This is a genomic window from Pseudoduganella danionis (assembly GCF_009720775.1).
Classification (GTDB): domain Bacteria; phylum Pseudomonadota; class Gammaproteobacteria; order Burkholderiales; family Burkholderiaceae_D; genus Rugamonas; species Rugamonas danionis.
In genome coordinates this window covers 390,843-410,813 of record NZ_WNKW01000002.1, presented here as the reverse complement: position 1 = coordinate 410,813, position 19,971 = coordinate 390,843, and the positions used below count along the sequence as shown (strand labels likewise).

Here is a 19,971-nt window from a genome sequence, read left to right as displayed (position 1 = left end):
GGGAATACCGCCCGCGCCCGCCTGCGCAAAAAAGCTGGCCGGTTTGGCGGATTTCGGAATTGCCGGCTGCGACGGGACGGAGCAGTATCGCTGCATCCCATCTTTCGTGCTTCCGCCATGAACCCCAACCCGCGCCGCCATGCCCTGAAAACCCTGATGACGGGCGCTGCCGCGCTCGGCGCAACTGTGCCGGCGCAAGCTACCGGCCAGCCTGTGCGCTGGGGCACTAGCCACGAAGGGCAGCGCAAAGCCGATCTCGGCGATGGCAGCTACCGCAACCCCATTCTTGCGGGCGATCATCCAGATCCCACCATCCTCAAAGATGGCAGCGACTATTACATGACGTTCTCGTCGTTCTTTTCCTATCCGGGCATCATCATCTGGCACTCCACCGATCTGGTGAACTGGGTGCCCGTAGGGCCAGCCCTGCATCAGCCGCTGGGCACGATCTGGGCGCTCGATCTGTGCAAGCATCAGGGCCGCTACTTTATCTACATTCCCGCCAATCCCGACAATCAGGGCTGGCGCATCTACGTGATCCATGCCGAACATATCGCAGGGCCGTGGAGCGCGCCCATCGACACAGGCATCCGCGATTGCATCGACCCCGGCCACATCGTCGGCGAAGACGGCAAGCGCTATCTGTTTGTGAATGGCATCCGCAAAATCCGCCTGAGTGACGACGGCCTGCGTGCCGAAGGCGCGCTGGAAGCAGCCTATCAGCCATGGCGCTATCCGGCCGACTGGGTGGTAGAAAACTTTGCGCCCGAAGGTCCGAAGCTGCTGCGCCGTGGTGACTGGTTCTATCTGATTACGGCAGTGGGCGGCACGGCCGGTCCGGCCACAGGTCACATGGTGATAGCGGCGCGCGCCCGTTCCATCCACGGCCCGTGGCAACACTGCCCGCATAATCCGCTGGTTCGCAGCAGCAGCGCTGCCGAACCGTGGTGGTCGCGCGGACATGCCACGCTGGTGGAAGGCCCGGCCGGCGACTGGTGGATGGTATACCACGGCTACGAAAACGGTTACCGCACGCTAGGCCGCCAGACCTTGCTGGAACCGATAGAGTGGACCGCAGATGGCTGGTTCCGCGCCCTCGGTGGCGACTTGTCGCGCCCGCTGCCGAAGCCGCGCGCCGCCAGCAAGGCAATGGCCGCTGCAGGCGTAGCCGGCTTTGCCCTGTCGGACGACTTCTCGCGTAACCGCTTCGGCGTGCAATGGAGCTTCCACGATCCAGCGCCGGACGAAATGCAGCGCGTACAGTATCTGCCGCAGGCACTACGTCTGCGCGCACGCGGCCAGACCCCGGCCGATAGCACCCCGCTCACCTGCGGTGTCGGCGACCGCTCCTACGAGGCGGAAATCAGCCTCGAACTGGAAGGCGCGACGGAAGCGGGGCTGCTGCTGTTCTACAACCACAAAGCCTTCGTCGGCGTCGGCTTCACACCCGAACTGATCAAGACCTACGAATATGCCGAAGAACAGAGCTGGATGCGCCAGCCCGCTAGCGCGCGCAATGTACGTATCCGCGTCAGCAATCTCGAACACGTGGTGACCTTCCACTATTCCTACGATGATGGCCGGAGCTGGCAACTGCACGGCCTGCGCATGGAAGTCTCGGGCCTGCACCACAATGTATTCGGCGGTTTCATCAGCCTCAAGCTGGGCATCTACTGTGCTGGCACGGGCAGCGTGCGTCTGATCGATTTCAAGTACCGTGCGCTGCCGTCGTAGCGGCCATGATGGGACTACGGATGCAGCAAGCGCAGCAGCGACCACACCAGCACCACGCTGCCCCTCAGGCAGGCAAATAACAGGTGGAACGGGAGAACTCGGGCAGCGCCGCGCCGCCCAGCCACTGATTCAGGCGACTCAGCATACTGTCTCCTTTCACCATGAAAAAAGCCGCCCGTAGGCGGCTTTTCAACATCTTACACTGGCGATTACTGACCTTCGCGCGAAGCTTTTTTACGCTCGTGCTCTTTCAGGTAACGCTTACGCAGACGGATGGACTTAGGCGTGATTTCTACCAGTTCGTCGTCTTCGATGAATTCAACCGCGTATTCCAGCGACATCTGGATAGGTGGAACCAGACGCACAGCTTCGTCGGTGCCCGAGGCGCGCACGTTGGTCAGCTGTTTGCCTTTGATCGGGTTCACCACCAGATCGTTGTCACGCGAGTGGATACCGATGATCATGCCTTCGTACACAGGGGTGTTGTGCTCGACGAACATACGGCCGCGATCCTGCAGTTTCCACAGAGCGTAGGCCACAGCGGTGCCGTCGTCTTGCGAGATCAGCACGCCGTTACGACGGCCAGCCAGTTCACCTTTGCTGGTGTCGACTGGAGCGTAGGCATCGAACACGTGGGACATCAGACCGGTACCGCGGGTCAGGGTCATGAATTCGCCCTGGAAGCCGATCAGACCACGGGCTGGAATACGGTATTCCAGACGCACACGGCCTTTGCCATCCGATTCCATGTTCTGCAGGTCGCCACGACGACGGCCCAGTTCTTCCATCACGCCGCCCTGGTTGGCTTCTTCTACGTCCACCGACAGCATTTCGTATGGCTCTTCACGGACGCCATCAACCATCTTGAACACAACGCGTGGACGCGAAACGGCCAGCTCGAAGCCTTCACGACGCATGTTTTCCAGCAGAATGGTCAGGTGCAGCTCGCCGCGACCCGATACTTCGAACACGGTGTCGTCGTCGGTTGGCAGCACGCGCAGTGCCACGTTGGATTTCAGTTCTTTGTCCAGACGGTCACGCAACTGACGCGAGGTGACGAATTTACCTTCGCGGCCGGCCAGTGGCGAGGTGTTGACCATGAAGTTCATGGTCAGGGTAGGCTCGTCCACGGTCAGCATAGGCAGCGCTTCCGGGGTATCTACCGCGCACACGGTCGAACCGATGCCGATTTCTTCGATACCGTTGATCAGCACGATGTCGCCAGCCATAGCTTCGTCAACCAGCACGCGCTCCAGACCTTTGAAGTTCAGTACCTGATTGATACGGCCTTTGGTCGGGGTGTCGTCAGGGCCGTTCAGGAACACGACGTCCATACCTGGCTTAACGCGGCCACGGTTGATACGGCCGATACCGATTTTACCCACGTAGGACGAGTAGTCCAGCGAGGTGATCTGCATCTGCAGCGGGCCGTCTGGATTGTCGTCACGTACTGGTACGTATTTCAGGATCGCTTCGAACAGTGGCTTCATGTCGCCGCCACGTACCGATTCGTCCAGACCGGCGTAGCCGTTCAGACCCGATGCGTAAACGATAGGGAAGTCCAGCTGCTCGTCGGTAGCGCCCAGCTTGTCGAACAGTTCGAAAGTTTGGTTGATCGCCCAGTCAGCGCGTGCGCCCGGACGGTCGATCTTGTTCACCACCACGATAGGTTTCAGGCCCAGTGCCAGCGCTTTGCGGGTCACGAAACGGGTCTGTGGCATCGGGCCTTCCTGTGCGTCCACCAGCAGCAGCACGGAGTCAACCATCGACAGCACGCGCTCTACTTCGCCGCCGAAGTCGGCGTGGCCCGGGGTGTCAACGATGTTAATGTGGGTGCCTTCGTACTCTACCGCGCAGTTCTTCGACAGAATCGTAATGCCACGCTCTTTTTCGAGGTCGTTCGAGTCCATGACTCGGGTATCAACTGCCTGGTTTTCACGGAAGGTGCCAGACTGACGCAGCAGTTGGTCAACAAGAGTAGTCTTGCCGTGGTCAACGTGAGCGATGATGGCGATATTGCGAATTGCGCGTTTAGTATTGGACATGGTCTTTTATATTTGCTGAAAAACTGCGAGTTCGTACAGGATGTACGGGAGGTGCCAATTTCTGGAACCGCGTAGTATAGCATGGTGCGGTGCAACTCTTTGCGGAATCCTGAATATTTTCAAAGAGTTGCCGAATTGGCTGTATTGCACGGGGCGAGCCCCGGGTTTATTGGGTAAAAGCGATCAGGCGCTCCGGTGCAAGGATCTGGTATTCACCGAGCTGGGCAGTGCCCAGCAGCTTGGCATCGAGGTACACGCGTACCCTGCCCTGTTCAGGCGGCAACGCGATCTGTTCCTTGCCTAGTGCGAGGCGCTGGCCATTGAGGAAGCGCTTGGCCAGTTCCGCCGTCAGCTGCACGGCGGGAAAGCTCGATAGCAGCGCATCGACGGGCGCCAGCAGCGACAGCGGTGCAGCGTGTGCACCCAGCGTTTCCAGTGTCAGCATGCCTGCCGTGGTCAGCGCACCGACCTGCGTGCGGCGCAATGCCTGCAGGTGTGCGCCCGTGCCCAGTGCGGCACCGATGTCCTGCCCCAGCACGCGGATATACGTGCCCTTACTGCAGGTGACCACCAGTTTCAGGAACGGCGCTTCATATGACACCAGCTTGAGCTCATGGATCACCACATTGCGTGCCTCGCGTTCCAGCGTGATGCCGGCACGCGCATACTCATACAGCGGCTTGCCGTCGCGCTTGAGCGCCGAGTGCATGGGCGGCACCTGCGCGATGGGACCACGGAACTGCGCCAGCACGGCTTCGATCTGCTCCAGCGTCACCGCCACGGAGCGGGTGTCGATCACCACACCTTCGGTATCACCGGTATCGGTGGTCACACCCAGATGGACGGTGGTTTCATAAGTCTTGTCGGCTTCCAGCAAGTCCTGCGAGAACTTGGTGGCTTCGCCAAAGCACAGCGGCAGCAGGCCCGTGGCAAACGGATCGAGCGTGCCGGTGTGGCCGGCCTTCTTGGCATTCAGGATGCGTTTGGCTTTGATCAGCGCGTCGTTACTGGAAAAACCTACCGGTTTATCGAGCAGCAGCACGCCGTCCACCAGATCGCGGACCTTCTTGGGAGACATAGGTTTCATTGCGGCGCGGCTTACTCGCTAGCAGCTTTATCGGCGCCATCGCCTTCATCATCGAGCGAACGGGTGCTGTTGGCCTGATCGATCAGGGCCGACAGTTCCATGCCGCGCGAGGTGGACATATCGTGCACAAAGTGCAGCGCTGGCAGCGTGTGGATGTGCAGACGCTTGCCCAGCTGATTGCGCATGAAACCGGCCGCAGCGGTCAGACCGTCCAGCGTCTGTTTCACCTGTTCTTTGCTGTCTTTCAGCAGGGTGAAGAAAATTTTGGCGTGCGCGTAATCAGGCGTCAGCTGCACTTCGGTCAGCGTGACCATGCCGATGCGGGGATCTTTCAGTTCGAAAGCGATGATTTCCGACAGATCGCGCTGGATCTGGTCGGCCACGCGCTGACCGCGCTGTGGGATGGTTTTGCTATGTTTTGCCATGATGATTCCATAAACGGCAAGTGGACGGGAGCGTTTGCCCCCGTCCACTTTACCAGTACTGCCCAGTGCGCGGATTACAGCGTACGAGCGATTTCCTGAACTTCGAACACTTCCAGCGAGTCACCCACTTGAATGTCGTTGTAGTTCTTCAGCGACAGGCCGCACTCCAGACCGGCGCGAACTTCTTTCGCATCGTCCTTGAAGCGTTTGAGCGAGTCGATCTCGCCGCTCCACACCACGATGTTGTTGCGCAGCAGACGAACCGAGGAGGTACGCTTGACGACACCATCGGTAACCAGACAGCCGGCAATCGCGCCCACTTTGGAAACCATGATGACCTGACGTACTTCCACCTGACCGGTAACGGTTTCGCGTTTTTCCGGTGCCAGCATGCCCGACATAGCGGCTTTCACTTCTTCAATCGCATCGTAAATGATGTTGTAGTAGCGAATATCCACGCCGTTCGACTCGGCCAGCTTGCGTGCCTGTGCATCGGCACGGGCGTTGAAGCCGATGATGATGGCTTTCGATGCCACGGCCAGATTGACGTCCGATTCGGTAATGCCGCCGACTGCAGCGTGCACCACTTGAACGCGCACTTCCGAGGTCGACAGTTTCTGCAGCGAGCCAACCAGCGCTTCCTGCGAACCCTGCACGTCGGTCTTGATGATCATCGGCAGGTTCTTCACTTCGCCTTCGGCCATCTGGTCGAACATGTTTTCCAGTTTCGCAGCTTGCTGCTTGGCCAGTTTCACGTCACGGAACTTACCTTGACGGAACAGACCGATCTCGCGAGCTTTACGCTCGTCCGCCATAACCATGACTTCTTCACCGGCTTGCGGCACTTCGGTCAGACCTTGAATCTCGACTGGGATCGAAGGACCGGCTTCGCCGATAGGCTTGCCGTTTTCGTCCAGCATGGCGCGCACGCGGCCATACGAGGAACCAGCCAGAATCACGTCGCCGCGCTTCAGCGTACCCGACTGCACCAGTATGGTGGCAACCGGACCCTTACCTTTATCCAGACGGCCTTCAACCACCAGACCGCGGGCAGGTGCTTCTACCGGTGCTTTGAGTTCCAGCACTTCGGCTTGCAGCAGTACCTGTTCCAGCAGCGCATCGATACCAGCACCGGTTTTCGCCGACACTGGCACGAATGGCGAATCGCCACCGTATTCTTCCGGCACAACCTGTTCGGCCACCAGTTCCTGCGTCACGCGATCCACGTTGCCGCCCGGTTTATCGATCTTGTTGATTGCTACCACCAGCGGTACACCGGCAGCCTTGGCGTGCGAAATCGCTTCCTTGGTCTGTGGCATCACGCCGTCGTCGGCTGCTACCACCAGAATCACGATGTCGGTCGCCTTGGCACCACGTGCACGCATCGCGGTAAACGCTTCGTGACCCGGGGTATCGAGGAAGGTGATGATGCCGCGCGGGGTTTCCACGTGGTATGCACCGATGTGCTGGGTAATGCCGCCTGCTTCACCCGAGGCCACTTTGGCGCGACGGATGTAGTCCAGCAGCGAGGTCTTACCGTGGTCAACGTGACCCATCACGGTGACGACTGGTGCACGTGGCACGGATTCGAAGTGAGCGTGCTCACCCTGATCTGCCAGCAGTGCTTCCGGATCGTCGATCTCGGCTGCAAAGGCTTTGTGGCCCATTTCTTCGACCAGAATCATGGCCGTTTCCTGGTCCAGCACCTGGTTGATGGTGCACATCTGACCCAGCTTCATGAGCTGCTTGATCACTTCCGACGCTTTCACGGACATCTTGTGCGCCAGTTCGGCCACAGTGATGGTTTCCGGGACGTACACGTCTTTGACGACCGCTTCGGTCGGTGCCTGGAAGTTGCTTTCGCGTTCTTCCGCATGGGCGTTGCGACGACCGCCGCCCTTGCCACCGCGCCAGCTATCGCGGCCCGTGCTGGCTGCACCAGCACCGGCACCACGGCCTTTGCTACCACCTGGCGCGCCACGCTTGCGCGCGTCGTCGTTCCAGGTCGAAGCCACATTGGCCGACTTGATGGATTTCTTGTCGTTGCCGCCGGCTTTCTTGTCGGCTGGTTTGTCGCCCGGCTTGGCCGCAGCAGCTGGCGTGGTCGCTGGCTTGTGCAGCGTACCTTCCGGTGCTTTCGGCTTGACTGGCGCAGGCGCTGGCTCAGGTGCTTTGATGGCGCGACGTGGCGCGTTCATCATGGCTTTAATCTGGGCCACTTCATCGGCCACGGCTTTACGGGCGCGTTCGGTTGCGTCAGCTTTTTCAGCGGCTTCCTTGGCAGCCAGTTCGGCTTTCTTGCGGGCTTCTTCAGCCGCGGCTTTTTTCTTCTCCTGCTCGGCCGCGTCGTTCACGGCTGGCGCAGCAGCAGCTTGCGCAGCAGCTTTCTTGGCTTCCGCTTCAGCATCTTTCTTGGCCTTGGCTTCGGCTTCGGCAGTGGCTTTCGCCTGCGCTGCTTTTTCCGATTCCAGCTTGGCCAGACGTTCCTGCTTCTCGCGCAGTTCCGCTTCCTGACGCGCGATCAGCTCCGCCTGTTTGCGCGCTTCTTCTTCGCGACGGGCCACTTCGGCGGCGTCGATCACCGGTGCGGCAGGGGCTGCCGGTGCGGTGGTTGCAGGTTCGTCACGCTGCACGAAGGTACGCACTTTCTTGACGGCGACCTGAATCGTGCGGGCCTTGCCATTGGCATCGGCCTGCTTGATTTCAGTGGTCTCTTTGCGCGTCAGCGTGATTTTCTTCTTCTCGGTTTCACCCGAGGCGCCGTGGGTACGGCGCAGGTGTTCCAGCAGCTTATCCTTATCATCTTTCGACAATGGATCTGACGTCGAACTTTTTTCGACGCCGGCAGAACGCAGCTGCGTCAGCAGCAAATCTGCAGGCATCTTCAGTTCGGTGGCAAATTGGGCTACGTTGTTACTCGCCATTCAGTCCTCTTTTCTATGTGTCGCGGAGATGATAAAGATACTCAAATTAAGCCTTTGCAGATTCGACTAGACCCCATGCCTTGGCTTGCAGGCCTTTGGCACGATCGTCGTACTTCGAGTCAACCAACTTCATCTCATCGTCGGTCACATCTTCAAATTCATTCTTAATCAATGCACGGGCGCGGTCGGACGACAGGGCCAGAATGGCACCGAATTCGTCGTAGGCCAGACCCGCGAATGCTGCCACCGTCTTGATACCGGCCAAACCCAGCTTGCCGGCGGTGATGCGGTCCATACCTTCCAGACCGACCAGCGCTTCGTCCATGCCTTCCAGGCCTTCTTCCGAAGCAATCGCTTCGGTGACCAGAGCGTCACGGGCGCGGGTACGCAGTTCGTTGACGGTTTCTTCGTCAAACGATTCGATTTCCAGCATTTCGGAGATCGGCACGTAAGCGATTTCTTCCAGGCTGGCAAAGCCTTCTTCTACCAGAATGTCGGCCACTTCCTGGTCAACATCGAGTTTTTCCATGAACAGCGCGCGAATCGCGGCGGTTTCCTGGGCTGCCTTGTCGGCCGATTCTTCGGCCGTCATGATGTTGATCTTCCAGCCCGTCAGGTCGGAAGCCAGACGCACGTTCTGACCCGAACGGCCGATGGCGATGGCCAGATTCTCTTCGTCCACCACCACGTCCATGGCGTGCTTCTCTTCATCGACCATGATCGACGAGACATTGGCCGGAGCCAGTGCACCGATCACGAACTGGGCCGGATCTTCCGACCACAGTACGATGTCAACGCGCTCGCCACCGAGTTCGCCGGTAACAGCCTGTACGCGCGAACCGCGCATACCGACGCAGGTACCGATAGGATCGATACGCTTGTCTGCCGTGTAGACGGCGATCTTGGCGCGTACGCCAGCGTCGCGTGCTGCCGATTTAATTTCCAGCATGCCTTGTTCGATTTCCGGCACTTCCAGCTCGAACAGCTTGGAAATGAATTCCGGAGCGGTACGCGACAGAATCACTTGCGGGCCGCGCATATTGCGGTCGATACGCAGGATGTAAGCACGTACGCGGTCGCCGATACGCAGGTTTTCTTTCGGGATCATCTGATCGCGTGGCAGACGGGCTTCGATCTTGCCCGACTCGACGATCGCATCGCCGCGTTCCATACGCTTGATGGTGCCGGTCACCAGCGAATCACCGCGCTCGAGGAAGTCGACCAGAATCTGTTCGCGCTCGGCGTCACGCACGCGCTGCAGGACCACCTGTTTGGTGTCCTGGGCGAAGCGGCGGCCGAATTCCACGGATTCGATCGGTTCTTCGATGTGGTCGTCCACTTCGATGTCAGGAATCTGTTCCTTGGCTTCGAAGTGCAGAATTTCCTGATCCGGCAGTTGCAGACCTGCCTCGTCAGGCACGACGTGCCAGCGGCGGAAGGATTCGAACTCACCCGACTCGCGGTCGATCGAAACGCGGATGTCCACTTCACCCTCATAGCGTTTCTTCGTGGCTTGCGCCAACGCGAATTCCAGCGCGCCGAAAACCACATCTTTATCGACGTTCTTCTCACGCGCCAGCGCGTCTACCAATAACAAAACTTCGCGACTCATGCTTTGCGTCCCTTAAAAACCACCTGCGGCACCAGGCGTGCCTTATCCATATCGGCGAGCGTAAACTCCAACAGCGCCGGACCTTCATTACTCTCAAATTCCAACGACAAATTCTCGCCCTGAGGTTCCTGCAGGATCCCCTGGAACGATTTCCGGTTGTTCGTACCCGGCATGGCTACGCGCAGTTTGATGATAGCTTCGCTACCGGCAAAACGCGTAAAATCAGCCAGTTTGCGCAGCGGGCGATCCAGCCCCGGCGACGAGATCTCGAGACGCTCGTAATTCACGTTCTCGACCGTCAGCACGTGCGACAACTGGTGACTCACCGTCGCGCAATCCTCGACGGTAATCGGACCTTTTTCTTCAGCGTCGGCAGCGCTGAAATCGATAAAGACGCGCAAAATCCCGCGCTCGCCCCGCTCGACATCAACCAGCTCATAGCCCAGACCAGCAACGGTCTTTTCAATTAATTCCGGCAGCTGCAAGAAATTCTCCAGATTAAAGTCTATTTCCAACTTAACAAAAATAGACCATTCAAAACGGTTCACCAAAAAAAAAATGGGCATCTGCCCATCTTCTTGTACTACCTAGCCAGATGAAAGCGCTGTTACAGGATGCACTGCAACGAACTTTTATTAGGCTGCTCATTATAACCTGATCTGCACTGCGCCGCAATAACGGCTTCCGTGCAAAATCAGGCTAAATGAGCGTTACAAGCGGCATCTGGCCGTGCCGGAGCGGGTTTTCACACCGTTCCGGCAGACTCCGGATCAGCCTTTGCGACGGCGAGGCATGCCATGGCCGCTGGCGCCGCCACGCGACTCCTGACCACGACGAGGTGCACCGGCACTGGCAAAGCCGAAGGTGGTTTGCAGCGGGTCGGGCTGACGCGGGCCTTTATTGCCACCTTTACCACCTTTGCCGCCATTGCCAGCACCCTGCCCCTGACCACGGCCTTGACCTTGCGCACGCGGACCTGGCGCTTCGCCGAGCGGACGACCACCGGCATAGGCACCGATACCCTGCGGACGGCCACCCGGACGACCCGAACTCTGGCCGCCACGGCCATTGCCATTGCCGCCACCATTACCGCCACGGCCACCGCCATTTCCATTGCCGCCCCGGCCGCCGGAACGGGCCGGCTTGGCGAACGGCAGCGCATTGGCGTTGCTCAGATCGGCGCGGTTGAAGTTAGGCTCGTCTTCGTCGTCGTAATCATCGTCCAGATCGTCGCGCTCGGCACCACGGCCGCGCTGCGGACGCTTTTCCGGACCTTTGTTCTGGGCTGGCTTGGCTTGCTGCGGGCCTTTGCCGCCACGCTGGCCGGCCGGCGCAGCCGCACCGTCCGTGGCCTTTTTCTCGACACCGTAGGCCGACATCATGGCGCGCACGGCATTTTCTTCCAGCTCTTCCCAGCGGCCGCGTTTCAGGCTGCTCGGCAGCGTCATCGCGCCGTAGCGGGTACGGATCAGGCGCGACACGGTCAAGCCGATCGCTTCGAACATACGGCGCACTTCGCGGTTACGGCCTTCGCCAATGATCACGCGATACCATTTGTTGATGCCTTCGCCGCCACCGTCAGCGATCTTGGAGAATTGCGCCAGACCGTCTTCCAGCTCGACACCGGCCAGCAGCTTCTGGCGCATACCCTCTTCCAGCACGCCCAGCGTACGCACGGCATATTCGCGGTCGATCGAGTAGCGCGGGTGCATCAGGCGATTCGCCAGATCACCGGAAGTCGTAAACAGCAGCAGACCTTCGGTATTAAAGTCCAGACGCCCCACGGCCAGCCATTTGCCGGCCTTCATGCTCGGCAGGCGGTCGAATACGGATGGACGGCCTTCCGGATCGTCCATCGAGACGATTTCGCCGGCTGGCTTATGGTAGATCAGCACGCGCGGCGGCTTCTTGCTGACGCGGCGCTGGATCAGCTTGCCATTGAGACGCACCGCGTCGGTCGGCAAAATGCGCTGGCCGATGTGGGCCGGCTCGCCGTTGACGGACACGCGGCCCGCCACGATCAGTTCTTCCATGTCGCGGCGCGAACCCAGGCCCGCTTCGGCCAGCACTTTGTGCAGCTTGGGCGCATCGTCATCCGCCGTCAGATCGCGCCGTACGGCCTTCTGCTGCTGGCGGCCTTTGACTGGCTCGTCGCTATCGAAGGCATCCGACGTCACGTAGGAGAAGGCTGCGTCGGCGTCATTCGCCTTGGCACCGGCGCCTTGCTGGCCACGCTGCTTGCCATGCTTGCCCTTGCGGCCATTACGGTTGTTGTTACGCTGCTCGCCGCGTTCGTGACGTGGCTTACCACCTTCCTTGGCTGGCGCAGCGGCAGGCGCTTCGACTACAGCCGCTTCCGCGACTGCTTCGCCACCAGCGGCCTGCACTTTTTCTGCCTGCGCCTGTGCCTGCTGGGCCTGACGCACAGCACGCTGCTCGCGCATCTGGCGCGGGCCGCGCGGGCCACGACCGGCCGGTGCGGCTTCAGCTTGCGCGCCAGCGGCGCTCGCCGGCGCTTCGCTCGCAGCAGCCGCCGACACCGTCGGCGCTGGTGCAGCCACGACAGCCGCTGCCGATGCATCGCCAGCCGCTTTGGCCGCAGGCTTGCGTGCACGCGGCGCCTTGGCCGGCGCAGCTTCGCCACCTTCTGCCGCTACCGGCGCTGCTTTGGCACGGGTTTTCTTCACCGGAGCAGCCGCTACCGACGCCACTACGGCACCTTCGCTGGCGACCACTACGCCATCAGCGCCGCCATCGGCCTTGGCCTTGGTGGTGCGGCGCGGCTTGGCAGCAGGTGCTGCACCGTCCGCAGCAGCGGCAGCAGCATCGGCTTCGATCTGCGCCTTGGTGCGGCGCTTAGGCTTGGCGACGGCGGCTGCCGGCGCGACGTCTTGGACTGTCTCTGGGGAATTAGGTTTGTTCATTATTCGTTTCTGGGTTGTGCTCAGCGTCAACCGTTACATCGGGCGCAGAAAATGTCGTTACATCGTGGCTGGTTTGCGGGTGGTCGGCCGCAGCGTCCTGCGCCACAGCTTCCTCACCTGCGCTGCCAGCGGCAGCTACGGCGCTCTGCGCCGCTTTATCAAAGTTATCCTGCAGGGCTGCTTCCAGCGCTTCCAGATCCGGACCATTACCCTGCTGCTCGCTAATTTGCTGCAACGGTGGCAGCTGGGACAGCGAATTGAGTCCCAGATCATCAAGAAACTGCTTGGTCGTGCCCAGCAAAGCTGGCCGGCCGACTACATCGCGGTAGCCCACCACATCCACCCAGCCACGGTCTTCCAGCATCTTGATGGTCTGCGAGTTGACGGCCACACCGCGGATTTCCTCGATGTCGCCGCGCGTTACCGGCTGGCGATACGCAATAATCGCCAGCGTTTCCAGCGTTGCCCGCGTGTATTTAGGCGGTTTTTCCGGATTTAATCTATCCAGATACAAACGCATTTCCGGACGGCTCTGGAAGCGCCATCCCGTCGCCAGACTGACCACCTCGATACCGCGGCCGGTCCAGTCCTGCCTTAATTCTTCCAGCATTTCCTTGATGGTATCCGCCCCGATACCGGGACCACGTGGCCGCCCCTGATCATCGACTTCGACATACAGTTTTTTCAAACTGTGAATCGACAAAGGCTCCTGGGCGCATAGCAAAGCCGTTTCGAGGACTCGTTTAGCCTCAGCTGTATCCATAGCTATCTTGTGGTTGCATTTTCATGCAAGAAAGAAATCAATCACATTCAGTGAGGCGGGGCAGCGCAACGCTGCCGGCTGGAATACTCGCTGAAGCTGTTTTTCCGACACCCGCGCTGGGCGCCGGGTGGGACAGAGGGACATGCCAGTTGATACCAGAAGCAGTATTTCTGACAGATTGATGAATTGTACCTGATAAAACGCCTCTACGCGCATGTCGCGCCAGCGAAATATCGGCTCAGGGCTGCTCGCTGCGCCTCAGACGGCGGCCAGTTTTTCTGCCAGAATTGCCGAAACGCCAACAAATGCCGGATATTCGGCCGTAATCACCCAGGTCGGCACCTGCGCCAGATAGTTGCTGAAACGGCCTTTGGCTTCGAAGCGGGCGCGGAAACCCGAGCGGTCGAAACGCGCGCCCAGCTTGGGCACGATGCCGCCGCCTATATAGATACCGCCCTGCGCGCCCAGCGTAATGGCCAGATTGCTGGCCACCGTACCCAGCATGCAGCAGAACGCTTCGATGGTTTCATCACACAGCGTGCATTCGCCCGCCAGTGCGCGGCGCGAAATTTCGGCAGCCGCCAGCGGCTCGGCCGGCATATCGGTATGGTGCGCCAGCGCGCGGTAAATCAGTTCTATGCCCACACCGGAAATCAGGCGTTCGGCAGAAACGTGGTCGAATTCCTTCCATGCGTACTGCAGGATGGCCACTTCCAGCGCATTGGCCGGTGCAAACGTCACGTGGCCACCTTCGCTGAGCAGCGCGGTCCAGCCATCCTTGCCCGGAATCAGACCGGAGACACCGAGGCCCGTGCCGGCACCCACCAGGCCCAGCGGCGCGCCATCCACGGCCACACCACCGCCCACCTGATGCTTCTGGCTAGCCGACAACTGTGGCAGCGAACGGGCCAGTGCCGTGAAATCGTTGACCACGACCAGCGTTTCGAAATTCACTTCACGGCGCAGCGCTTCGATCGAGAATTCCCAGTGGTGGTTGGTCATGCGCACCATATCGCCCGTAACAGGATTGGCGATGGCGATGGCGCCGTGGCGGATACCGGCCACGCCGGTTGCCGCCACCGCGGGCGATGCCAGATACGCGACCAGGGCGGCGGCCAGGGTCGGGTATGCAGCACACGCCAGCACTTCGATCGCTTCTATCTTGCCCGCAGCAGTTTCCAGTGCAAAGCGCGCATTGGTACCACCGATGTCCGCCAGCAGACGCGGGCCACTGGCCGTCGCAGTGGTCTGAATGGGAGGCGTTTGTAGGGACTGAGCTGTCATGATAGATCGAAATGAGTTGATCCCTAAGCTTAAAGTATTTTACTAGTAAGACGCAAGAATTCTTTGTAGTTTTAGTACACATAACTGCGTCATGCCACATAAAACCACGATCCGGGATATTTTTTACGTAGTATGACTACTACTTCAGCCCGCGTAGGAATTCCCTGAGGAAACACGGCGCGGCAAAAAAATACCCGCGCTGAGGGCGCGGGCAGAGTTCATCAAACGGAAAAGGTAGTGCTGCCGCTGGCGCGGCGAGTGCACTGGTATTACTGCTACAGCGCGGAGGGCGGGCGCTGTCTAGTGCGCGGCAGCACTATTGCCGGTGCCGCCAGTAACGGACTGGTCAGCGCCGAATTCCGCCTTCCACGCATCAAGGCCACCCAGCAGAGGACGGGCACGGTGGAAGCCATGGCTGACCAGATGCTTGGCCACCTGCGCGGCCGTTACATCATTGGGGCAGCTGCAGTACACGATGATGGGGTGGTCCTTGTCCAGCGCCGCCAGTTCGGGGATGGGGTCGCCGCCGTTGTAAGCCAGTGCACCCGGCACGGCCGGATCGAGCAACTGGGCCGTCACGCTACGGGCATCCACCAGCACGGGCTGGTGGCCTTGCGCCAGCAGGCGTTTCAGTTCTTCCACCGTCAGCCGTTCGATATCGACCGCCTGACGGAAGCGCCGCCGCTCCACATATTTGTACACGATGAACAGCACCAGCAGACCGCCCAGCACCATCAGCGCCGTCGAGCCCATGGTGTTGAGGATGTCCAGCACCTGATCGATCTGGGTATGGAAGGCCGCGCCCAGCGCGATCCCGCTACCGCTCCACAGCAGGGCACCGGCCACGCTGAAGCCGAGGAAAGTGGCATTCGAAGTACCCAGCGCGCCAGCCAGCGGCGGCGCGATAGTATTAAAACCGGGGATGAACTTGGCCACCACCAGCGCCTTCGGACCCCAGCGGTTGAAATTGTCTTCCGTCTGGCTCACACAGTAATCGGGCGACAGCGAAATCTGGCACAGCAGGCGCAGGATGCGCTTGCCGAAATAGCGGCCCGCACGGAACCAGAAATAGTCGCTGATCAAGCAGGCCAGCAGGCTGACGGCCAGCGCGGCCGGCCAGCTGATGCCACCGTCCACGGCAAATGCGCCCGCCACGATCAGGATGGGAAAGGCAGGGATGGGCAAGCCGATCTGCTCGACGAGTACCACGCCGAACACGATCAGCACGCCGTATTCCTGCAATAAGAGTATGAGATTGGCCATCCGGCTATCTTATCTCAAATTCCTGCGCGCCGTTTCGCGCCCGCGCGGCGGCTAGCGACTCGCGTGGCCCGGAATGGCGGCCAGCAGCGTACGCGTGTAAGGGTGCTGCGGCTGGCGGTACAACTGGTCCGCCGGCGCCAGTTCCACCACCCTGCCCTGCTGCATCACCATCACCTGATCGGACATGTACTGCACCACCGCCAGATCGTGCGAGATAAACAGGTAGGACAGGCCCAGCTCCTGCTGCAAATCCTTGAGCAAGTTGAGCACCTGCGCCTGCACCGATACATCGAGCGCCGAAACGGATTCGTCGCAGATGAGGATTTCCGGCTGCAGCGTCAGGCAGCGGGCGATGGCGATGCGCTGCCGCTGGCCGCCGGAGAACTCGTGCGGGTAGCGCTGCAGAGCGCTGGCCGGCAAGCCCACCTTGTCCAGCAGACTGGCCGCCATGGCCAGCCGTGCGGCTGCGCTATCGCCTATGCCGTGGATACGCAACGGCTCCAGCAGAATCTGGCCTACCGTGAAGCGGGGGTTGAGCGAGGCATAGGGATTCTGGAACACGATCTGGATGCGACGCTTGTATGGCTGAAACTCGCGCGCCGTCAAAGCCAGCAAGTCGCGCCCATCGAACAGCACGCTGCCACTGCTCGCCTTTAGCAAACGTAGCAGCATCAGCCCGACCGTGGTTTTGCCACTGCCCGATTCGCCCACCACGCCCAGCGTCTGGCCACGCGCCAGCGTGAACGACACATCATCCACGGCACGGAACTCGCGCTGGCGCCACCAGCCATCGCGCAACTGGTAATGCTTGCTCAGATGGTTCACCACCAGCAGCGGCGCGGCTTCCGGCACAGCGGCAGGTCGTGCTTGCGCTGGCAAGGCTGGTGCATCCAGCACGCCGGCGGACGACGCCGACGCTAGCGTGGCTGGCAGGTCCGGTACGGCGATCAGGTCTGGCAGCATCAGCTGGTCGCCGATCACGGGCAGGCGCGCGGGACGCTGACCCAGCACAGGGCGGCAGCGCAACAGGGCACGCGTGTATTCATCCTGCGGCTGCTGTAGCACAGCCATCGCCGGCCCCGTTTCGCGCACCTGGCCGTGACGCATTACCACCACCGTGTCAGCAATCTGTGCCACCAGCCCCAGATCATGGGTGATGAACAGCACCGCCATCTCGCGCCGCTGCTGCAGGCGCGCCAGCAGTTCGATGATCTGCTGCTGTATCGTCACATCGAGCGCGGTGGTCGGTTCATCGGCAATCAGCAGACGCGGTTCGCAAGCAATCGCCATGGCAATCATCACGCGCTGCTGCTGGCCGCCCGACATCTGGCCCGGATAGCTATCGATCTTGTGCACCGCATCGGCAATGCCCACTTCGTCCAGCAGTTCCAGCGTGCGCTGGCGCGCCTGCGCACGGCTCATGCCCAGATGCAGACGCAGCACTTCACCGATCTGGGTACCCACCGTGAGCACGGGATTGAGCGAGGACATGGGGTCCTGAAAAATCATCGCGATCTCGCGCCCGCACAAGGCCCGGCGTTCGGCGCGATCCAGCGCCAGCAGCTCGCGCCCGCCGTAGCATATGCTGCTGGTAGCAGCCACCGCACTACTCTCTGCCGGCAGCAAGCCCATCACGGCAAGCGCGCTGACGGATTTGCCGCTGCCCGATTCGCCCACCAACGCGACCGTGCTGCGCGGCGCCACGCTGAACGACACGCCATGCACCACTTCCGTCATGTGCCGGCCATCGCTACGGAAGCTCACGCGCAGATCGCGGATTTCCAGCAATGGCGCCGCTGCCGACAATGGCGCCTTAGACTGCGGCGCGCTCAAAATTTCACCTTGGGGTCGAGTGCATCACGCAGCGCATCGGTCAGCAGCGAGAATGCCGTGACCAGCAAGGCCATGGCCAGTGCGGCCGCTGTCAGCTGCCACCAGCGGCCGAGGATCAGTTCATTCTGCGCTTCATTCAGCATGCTGCCCCACGACACCACGCCCACCGGCACGCCAAAGCCGAGGAAGCTCAGCACCACTTCCGCCTTGATGAAGCCCACCACCAGTATCGACAGCTGCACCAGTGCCACATGGCTCACGTTGGGGAAGATATGCACGAACATGCGGCGCCAGTGGCTGGCGCCGATGGCATCGGCTGCCAGCACATATTCGCGTCCCTTGTGCTTGAGGTATTCGGCGCGGATCAGGCGATAAGGGCCGGTCCATCCCGTCAGGCCCAATATCAGCACGATGGTCAGTACGCCTTTCTGCTGCAGCACGGCGGCCACGGCCAGTATCATCAGTACGGAAGGGATGGCCGTGAATATGTTGTACAGGCCATTCAGCAGCGCATCCGCCAGCCCGCCCCAGTAGCCGGCCAGCGCCCCTAGCAAAGTGCCCAGCGCCACCGCCAGCAGGGCCGCCACCAGCCCTACCACCACTGAGGTTTCACCGCCTTTGATGGTCTTCTTCAGTACATCATGGCCCCATTTGTCGGCACCGAACGGCAGTGTCGCCAGCCGCACCGTGCCAGCACCTGCGCCGCTGTTGGCGCCTGTGCCAGCGCGCAACTGAGCCAGATCGTCGGCCAGCGGATCGACCACGCCATACATGGGCAACGCTGCGGCGCGCAAAGCACGGATATCGTCCGCCAGCGGATCGTAGGGGTTGTCGCGCCAGACAGCTCCAGCAGCGCCAGTCGCCGTATCAGCAGCAGTAGCGCGCGCCGCAACCGCGCCAGCCAACGACGCTGATGCAGTTGCCGGCGGCGCCGTGGCGCCGCTGGCCCAACTGGGCGGAGCGTAGCTGACAGCCACTTCCTGCTCCCAGTCTGCCACGATCAGACCGCAGGCCGACAGCAGCAAGACCAGCAGAAATGCCAGCACCACGGCCAGCGCCCCCATGGCCAAGCGGTCGGCCCGCAAGCGGCGCCATGCCAGCAGCCACAGGCCGGGCGTGTGGATATGGGTCGCCATCATGACAGCCGCACCCGTGGGTCGAGTGCCTGATACAGCAGGTCAGTCAGCAAATTCACCAACATGGTGGCCAGCGCCACATACACGGTGATGGCTTTGATGACGGGGAAATCGCTGCGCTCCACGGCGAGTATCACTTCGCGCCCTATGCCCGGTATGCCGAAGAAGCGCTCGAGCAGGAAGGCACCGATCAACAGCGACGGCAGGCTGGCCATCACATGGGTAAGGATGGGGATGGCCGCATTGCGCAGCACATGCAGCCACATCACGCGGCCTTCGCCCAGCCCTTTGGCGCGCGCCGTGCGCACATAGTCCTGCCCCACTTCGTCGAGCACAAAGCTGCGGTACAGGCGCAGCGTGGGCGCGATCGACACGGCCAGTCCGATCAGGATGGGCAGGCTGGCATAGCGCAGCAGGTTATCGCCGAGCTGCTCGCCCCAGCCCTGCACGGGGAACAGCCCCAGCTTGTAGGCTAGCTGGTACTGGAACACGATGATGTAGACCAGGATGCTGACCGACATGCCGACCGTGCAGACGACCATCACCAGCCGGTCCGTCAGCGAGCCGCGCACGAATGCGATGGCCAGCGCGAGCGCAATGCCCAGCGCCGTTTCCAGCAGCGTCAGCGGCAGCAGCACCGTCAGCGATGGCCCCAGCCGCGTCGCGATAATCTGCCCCACAGGTTCGCCCGTGGCCCAGCTCAGGCCAAAGTCCAGCGTAACAATCTGGCGCAGGAAAATGCCCAGTTGCACCCAGTAAGGCTGGTCCACGCCGAGCTGGCGGCGGATATTGGCGATGCTTTCCGCATTCGCCATTTTGCCGGCCAGCAGATAGGCCGGATCGCCGCCTACCCAGTTGAACAGGATGAACAGCAGCAATACCACGCCCAGCATAGTGGGCAGCATCTGCCCCAGACGCCTGACTATATAGGCCAGCATGGT

General features: G+C 61.0%; 14 protein-coding genes. 1 reads left to right on the top strand and 13 read right to left on the bottom strand.

Annotated elements, in window-relative coordinates; translation table 11 throughout:
- The first annotated feature begins 117 nt into the window (after nt 1–117).
- Nucleotides 118–1,734, top strand: coding sequence for a family 43 glycosylhydrolase (locus GM655_RS09920; RefSeq protein ID WP_155434508.1), 1,617 nt, complete (start codon nt 118–120; stop codon nt 1,732–1,734).
- Nucleotides 1,735–1,943: 209 nt separating this feature from the next.
- Here the strand turns inward: GM655_RS09920 and typA are convergent, their stop codons facing one another.
- The 13 genes from typA to GM655_RS09855 all read right to left on the bottom strand — a co-directional run bounded on the left by typA (nt 1,944) and on the right by GM655_RS09855 (nt 19,968).
- Complete coding sequence (gene typA / locus GM655_RS09915; protein WP_155434507.1) at nt 1,944–3,779, bottom strand: translational GTPase TypA; 1,836 nt, start codon at nt 3,777–3,779, stop codon at nt 1,944–1,946.
- Nucleotides 3,780–3,945: 166 nt separating this feature from the next.
- Nucleotides 3,946–4,866, bottom strand: a complete 921-nt coding sequence (truB, locus tag GM655_RS09910) for a tRNA pseudouridine(55) synthase TruB (RefSeq protein WP_155434506.1) — start codon at nt 4,864–4,866, stop codon at nt 3,946–3,948.
- A gap of 11 nt (nt 4,867–4,877) precedes the next feature.
- Entirely contained in the window at nt 4,878–5,291 is a 414-nt protein-coding gene (gene rbfA, locus GM655_RS09905) for a 30S ribosome-binding factor RbfA (RefSeq protein ID WP_155434505.1), read from the bottom strand.
- Between the two features lie 74 nt (nt 5,292–5,365).
- The gene (gene infB, locus GM655_RS09900; protein WP_155434504.1) at nt 5,366–8,215 is read right to left on the bottom strand and encodes a translation initiation factor IF-2; all 2,850 of its coding nucleotides are present in this window, start codon (nt 8,213–8,215) and stop codon (nt 5,366–5,368) included.
- Between the two features lie 46 nt (nt 8,216–8,261).
- Nucleotides 8,262–9,827, bottom strand: coding sequence for a transcription termination factor NusA (gene nusA, locus GM655_RS09895; RefSeq protein WP_155434503.1), 1,566 nt, complete (start codon nt 9,825–9,827; stop codon nt 8,262–8,264).
- The gene (gene rimP, locus GM655_RS09890) at nt 9,824–10,312 is read right to left on the bottom strand and encodes a ribosome maturation factor RimP (protein WP_155434816.1); all 489 of its coding nucleotides are present in this window, start codon (nt 10,310–10,312) and stop codon (nt 9,824–9,826) included. The genes nusA and rimP overlap by 4 nt, the downstream gene beginning before the upstream one ends.
- A 285-nt stretch (nt 10,313–10,597) precedes the next feature.
- A complete protein-coding gene (locus GM655_RS09885) occupies nt 10,598–12,751 on the bottom strand; it encodes a pseudouridine synthase (protein ID WP_155434502.1) in 2,154 nt (717 codons plus the stop codon).
- Nucleotides 12,738–13,514 carry an SMC-Scp complex subunit ScpB gene (gene scpB, locus GM655_RS09880; protein ID WP_155434501.1) on the bottom strand — a complete coding sequence of 259 codons (777 nt, stop codon included), beginning with the start codon at nt 13,512–13,514 and terminating at the stop codon, nt 12,738–12,740. Before scpB ends, GM655_RS09885 begins: the two co-directional genes overlap by 14 nt.
- 258 nt (nt 13,515–13,772) lie before the next feature.
- Nucleotides 13,773–14,798, bottom strand: a complete 1,026-nt coding sequence (locus GM655_RS09875) for a glucokinase (protein ID WP_155434500.1) — start codon at nt 14,796–14,798, stop codon at nt 13,773–13,775.
- A gap of 300 nt (nt 14,799–15,098) precedes the next feature.
- Nucleotides 15,099–16,061, bottom strand: a complete 963-nt coding sequence (locus tag GM655_RS09870; protein WP_155434499.1) for a VTT domain-containing protein — start codon at nt 16,059–16,061, stop codon at nt 15,099–15,101.
- Between the two features lie 51 nt (nt 16,062–16,112).
- Entirely contained in the window at nt 16,113–17,798 is a 1,686-nt protein-coding gene (locus tag GM655_RS09865) for an ABC transporter ATP-binding protein (protein ID WP_371866786.1), read from the bottom strand.
- 92 nt (nt 17,799–17,890) lie between these two features.
- Nucleotides 17,891–19,033: an ABC transporter permease gene (locus tag GM655_RS09860; protein ID WP_155434498.1), complete on the bottom strand. Its 1,143-nt coding sequence runs from the start codon at nt 19,031–19,033 to the stop codon at nt 17,891–17,893.
- Nucleotides 19,030–19,968, bottom strand: a complete 939-nt coding sequence (locus GM655_RS09855) for an ABC transporter permease (protein ID WP_155434497.1) — start codon at nt 19,966–19,968, stop codon at nt 19,030–19,032. The genes GM655_RS09860 and GM655_RS09855 overlap by 4 nt, the downstream gene beginning before the upstream one ends.
- Nucleotides 19,969–19,971: the final 3 nt, after the last annotated feature.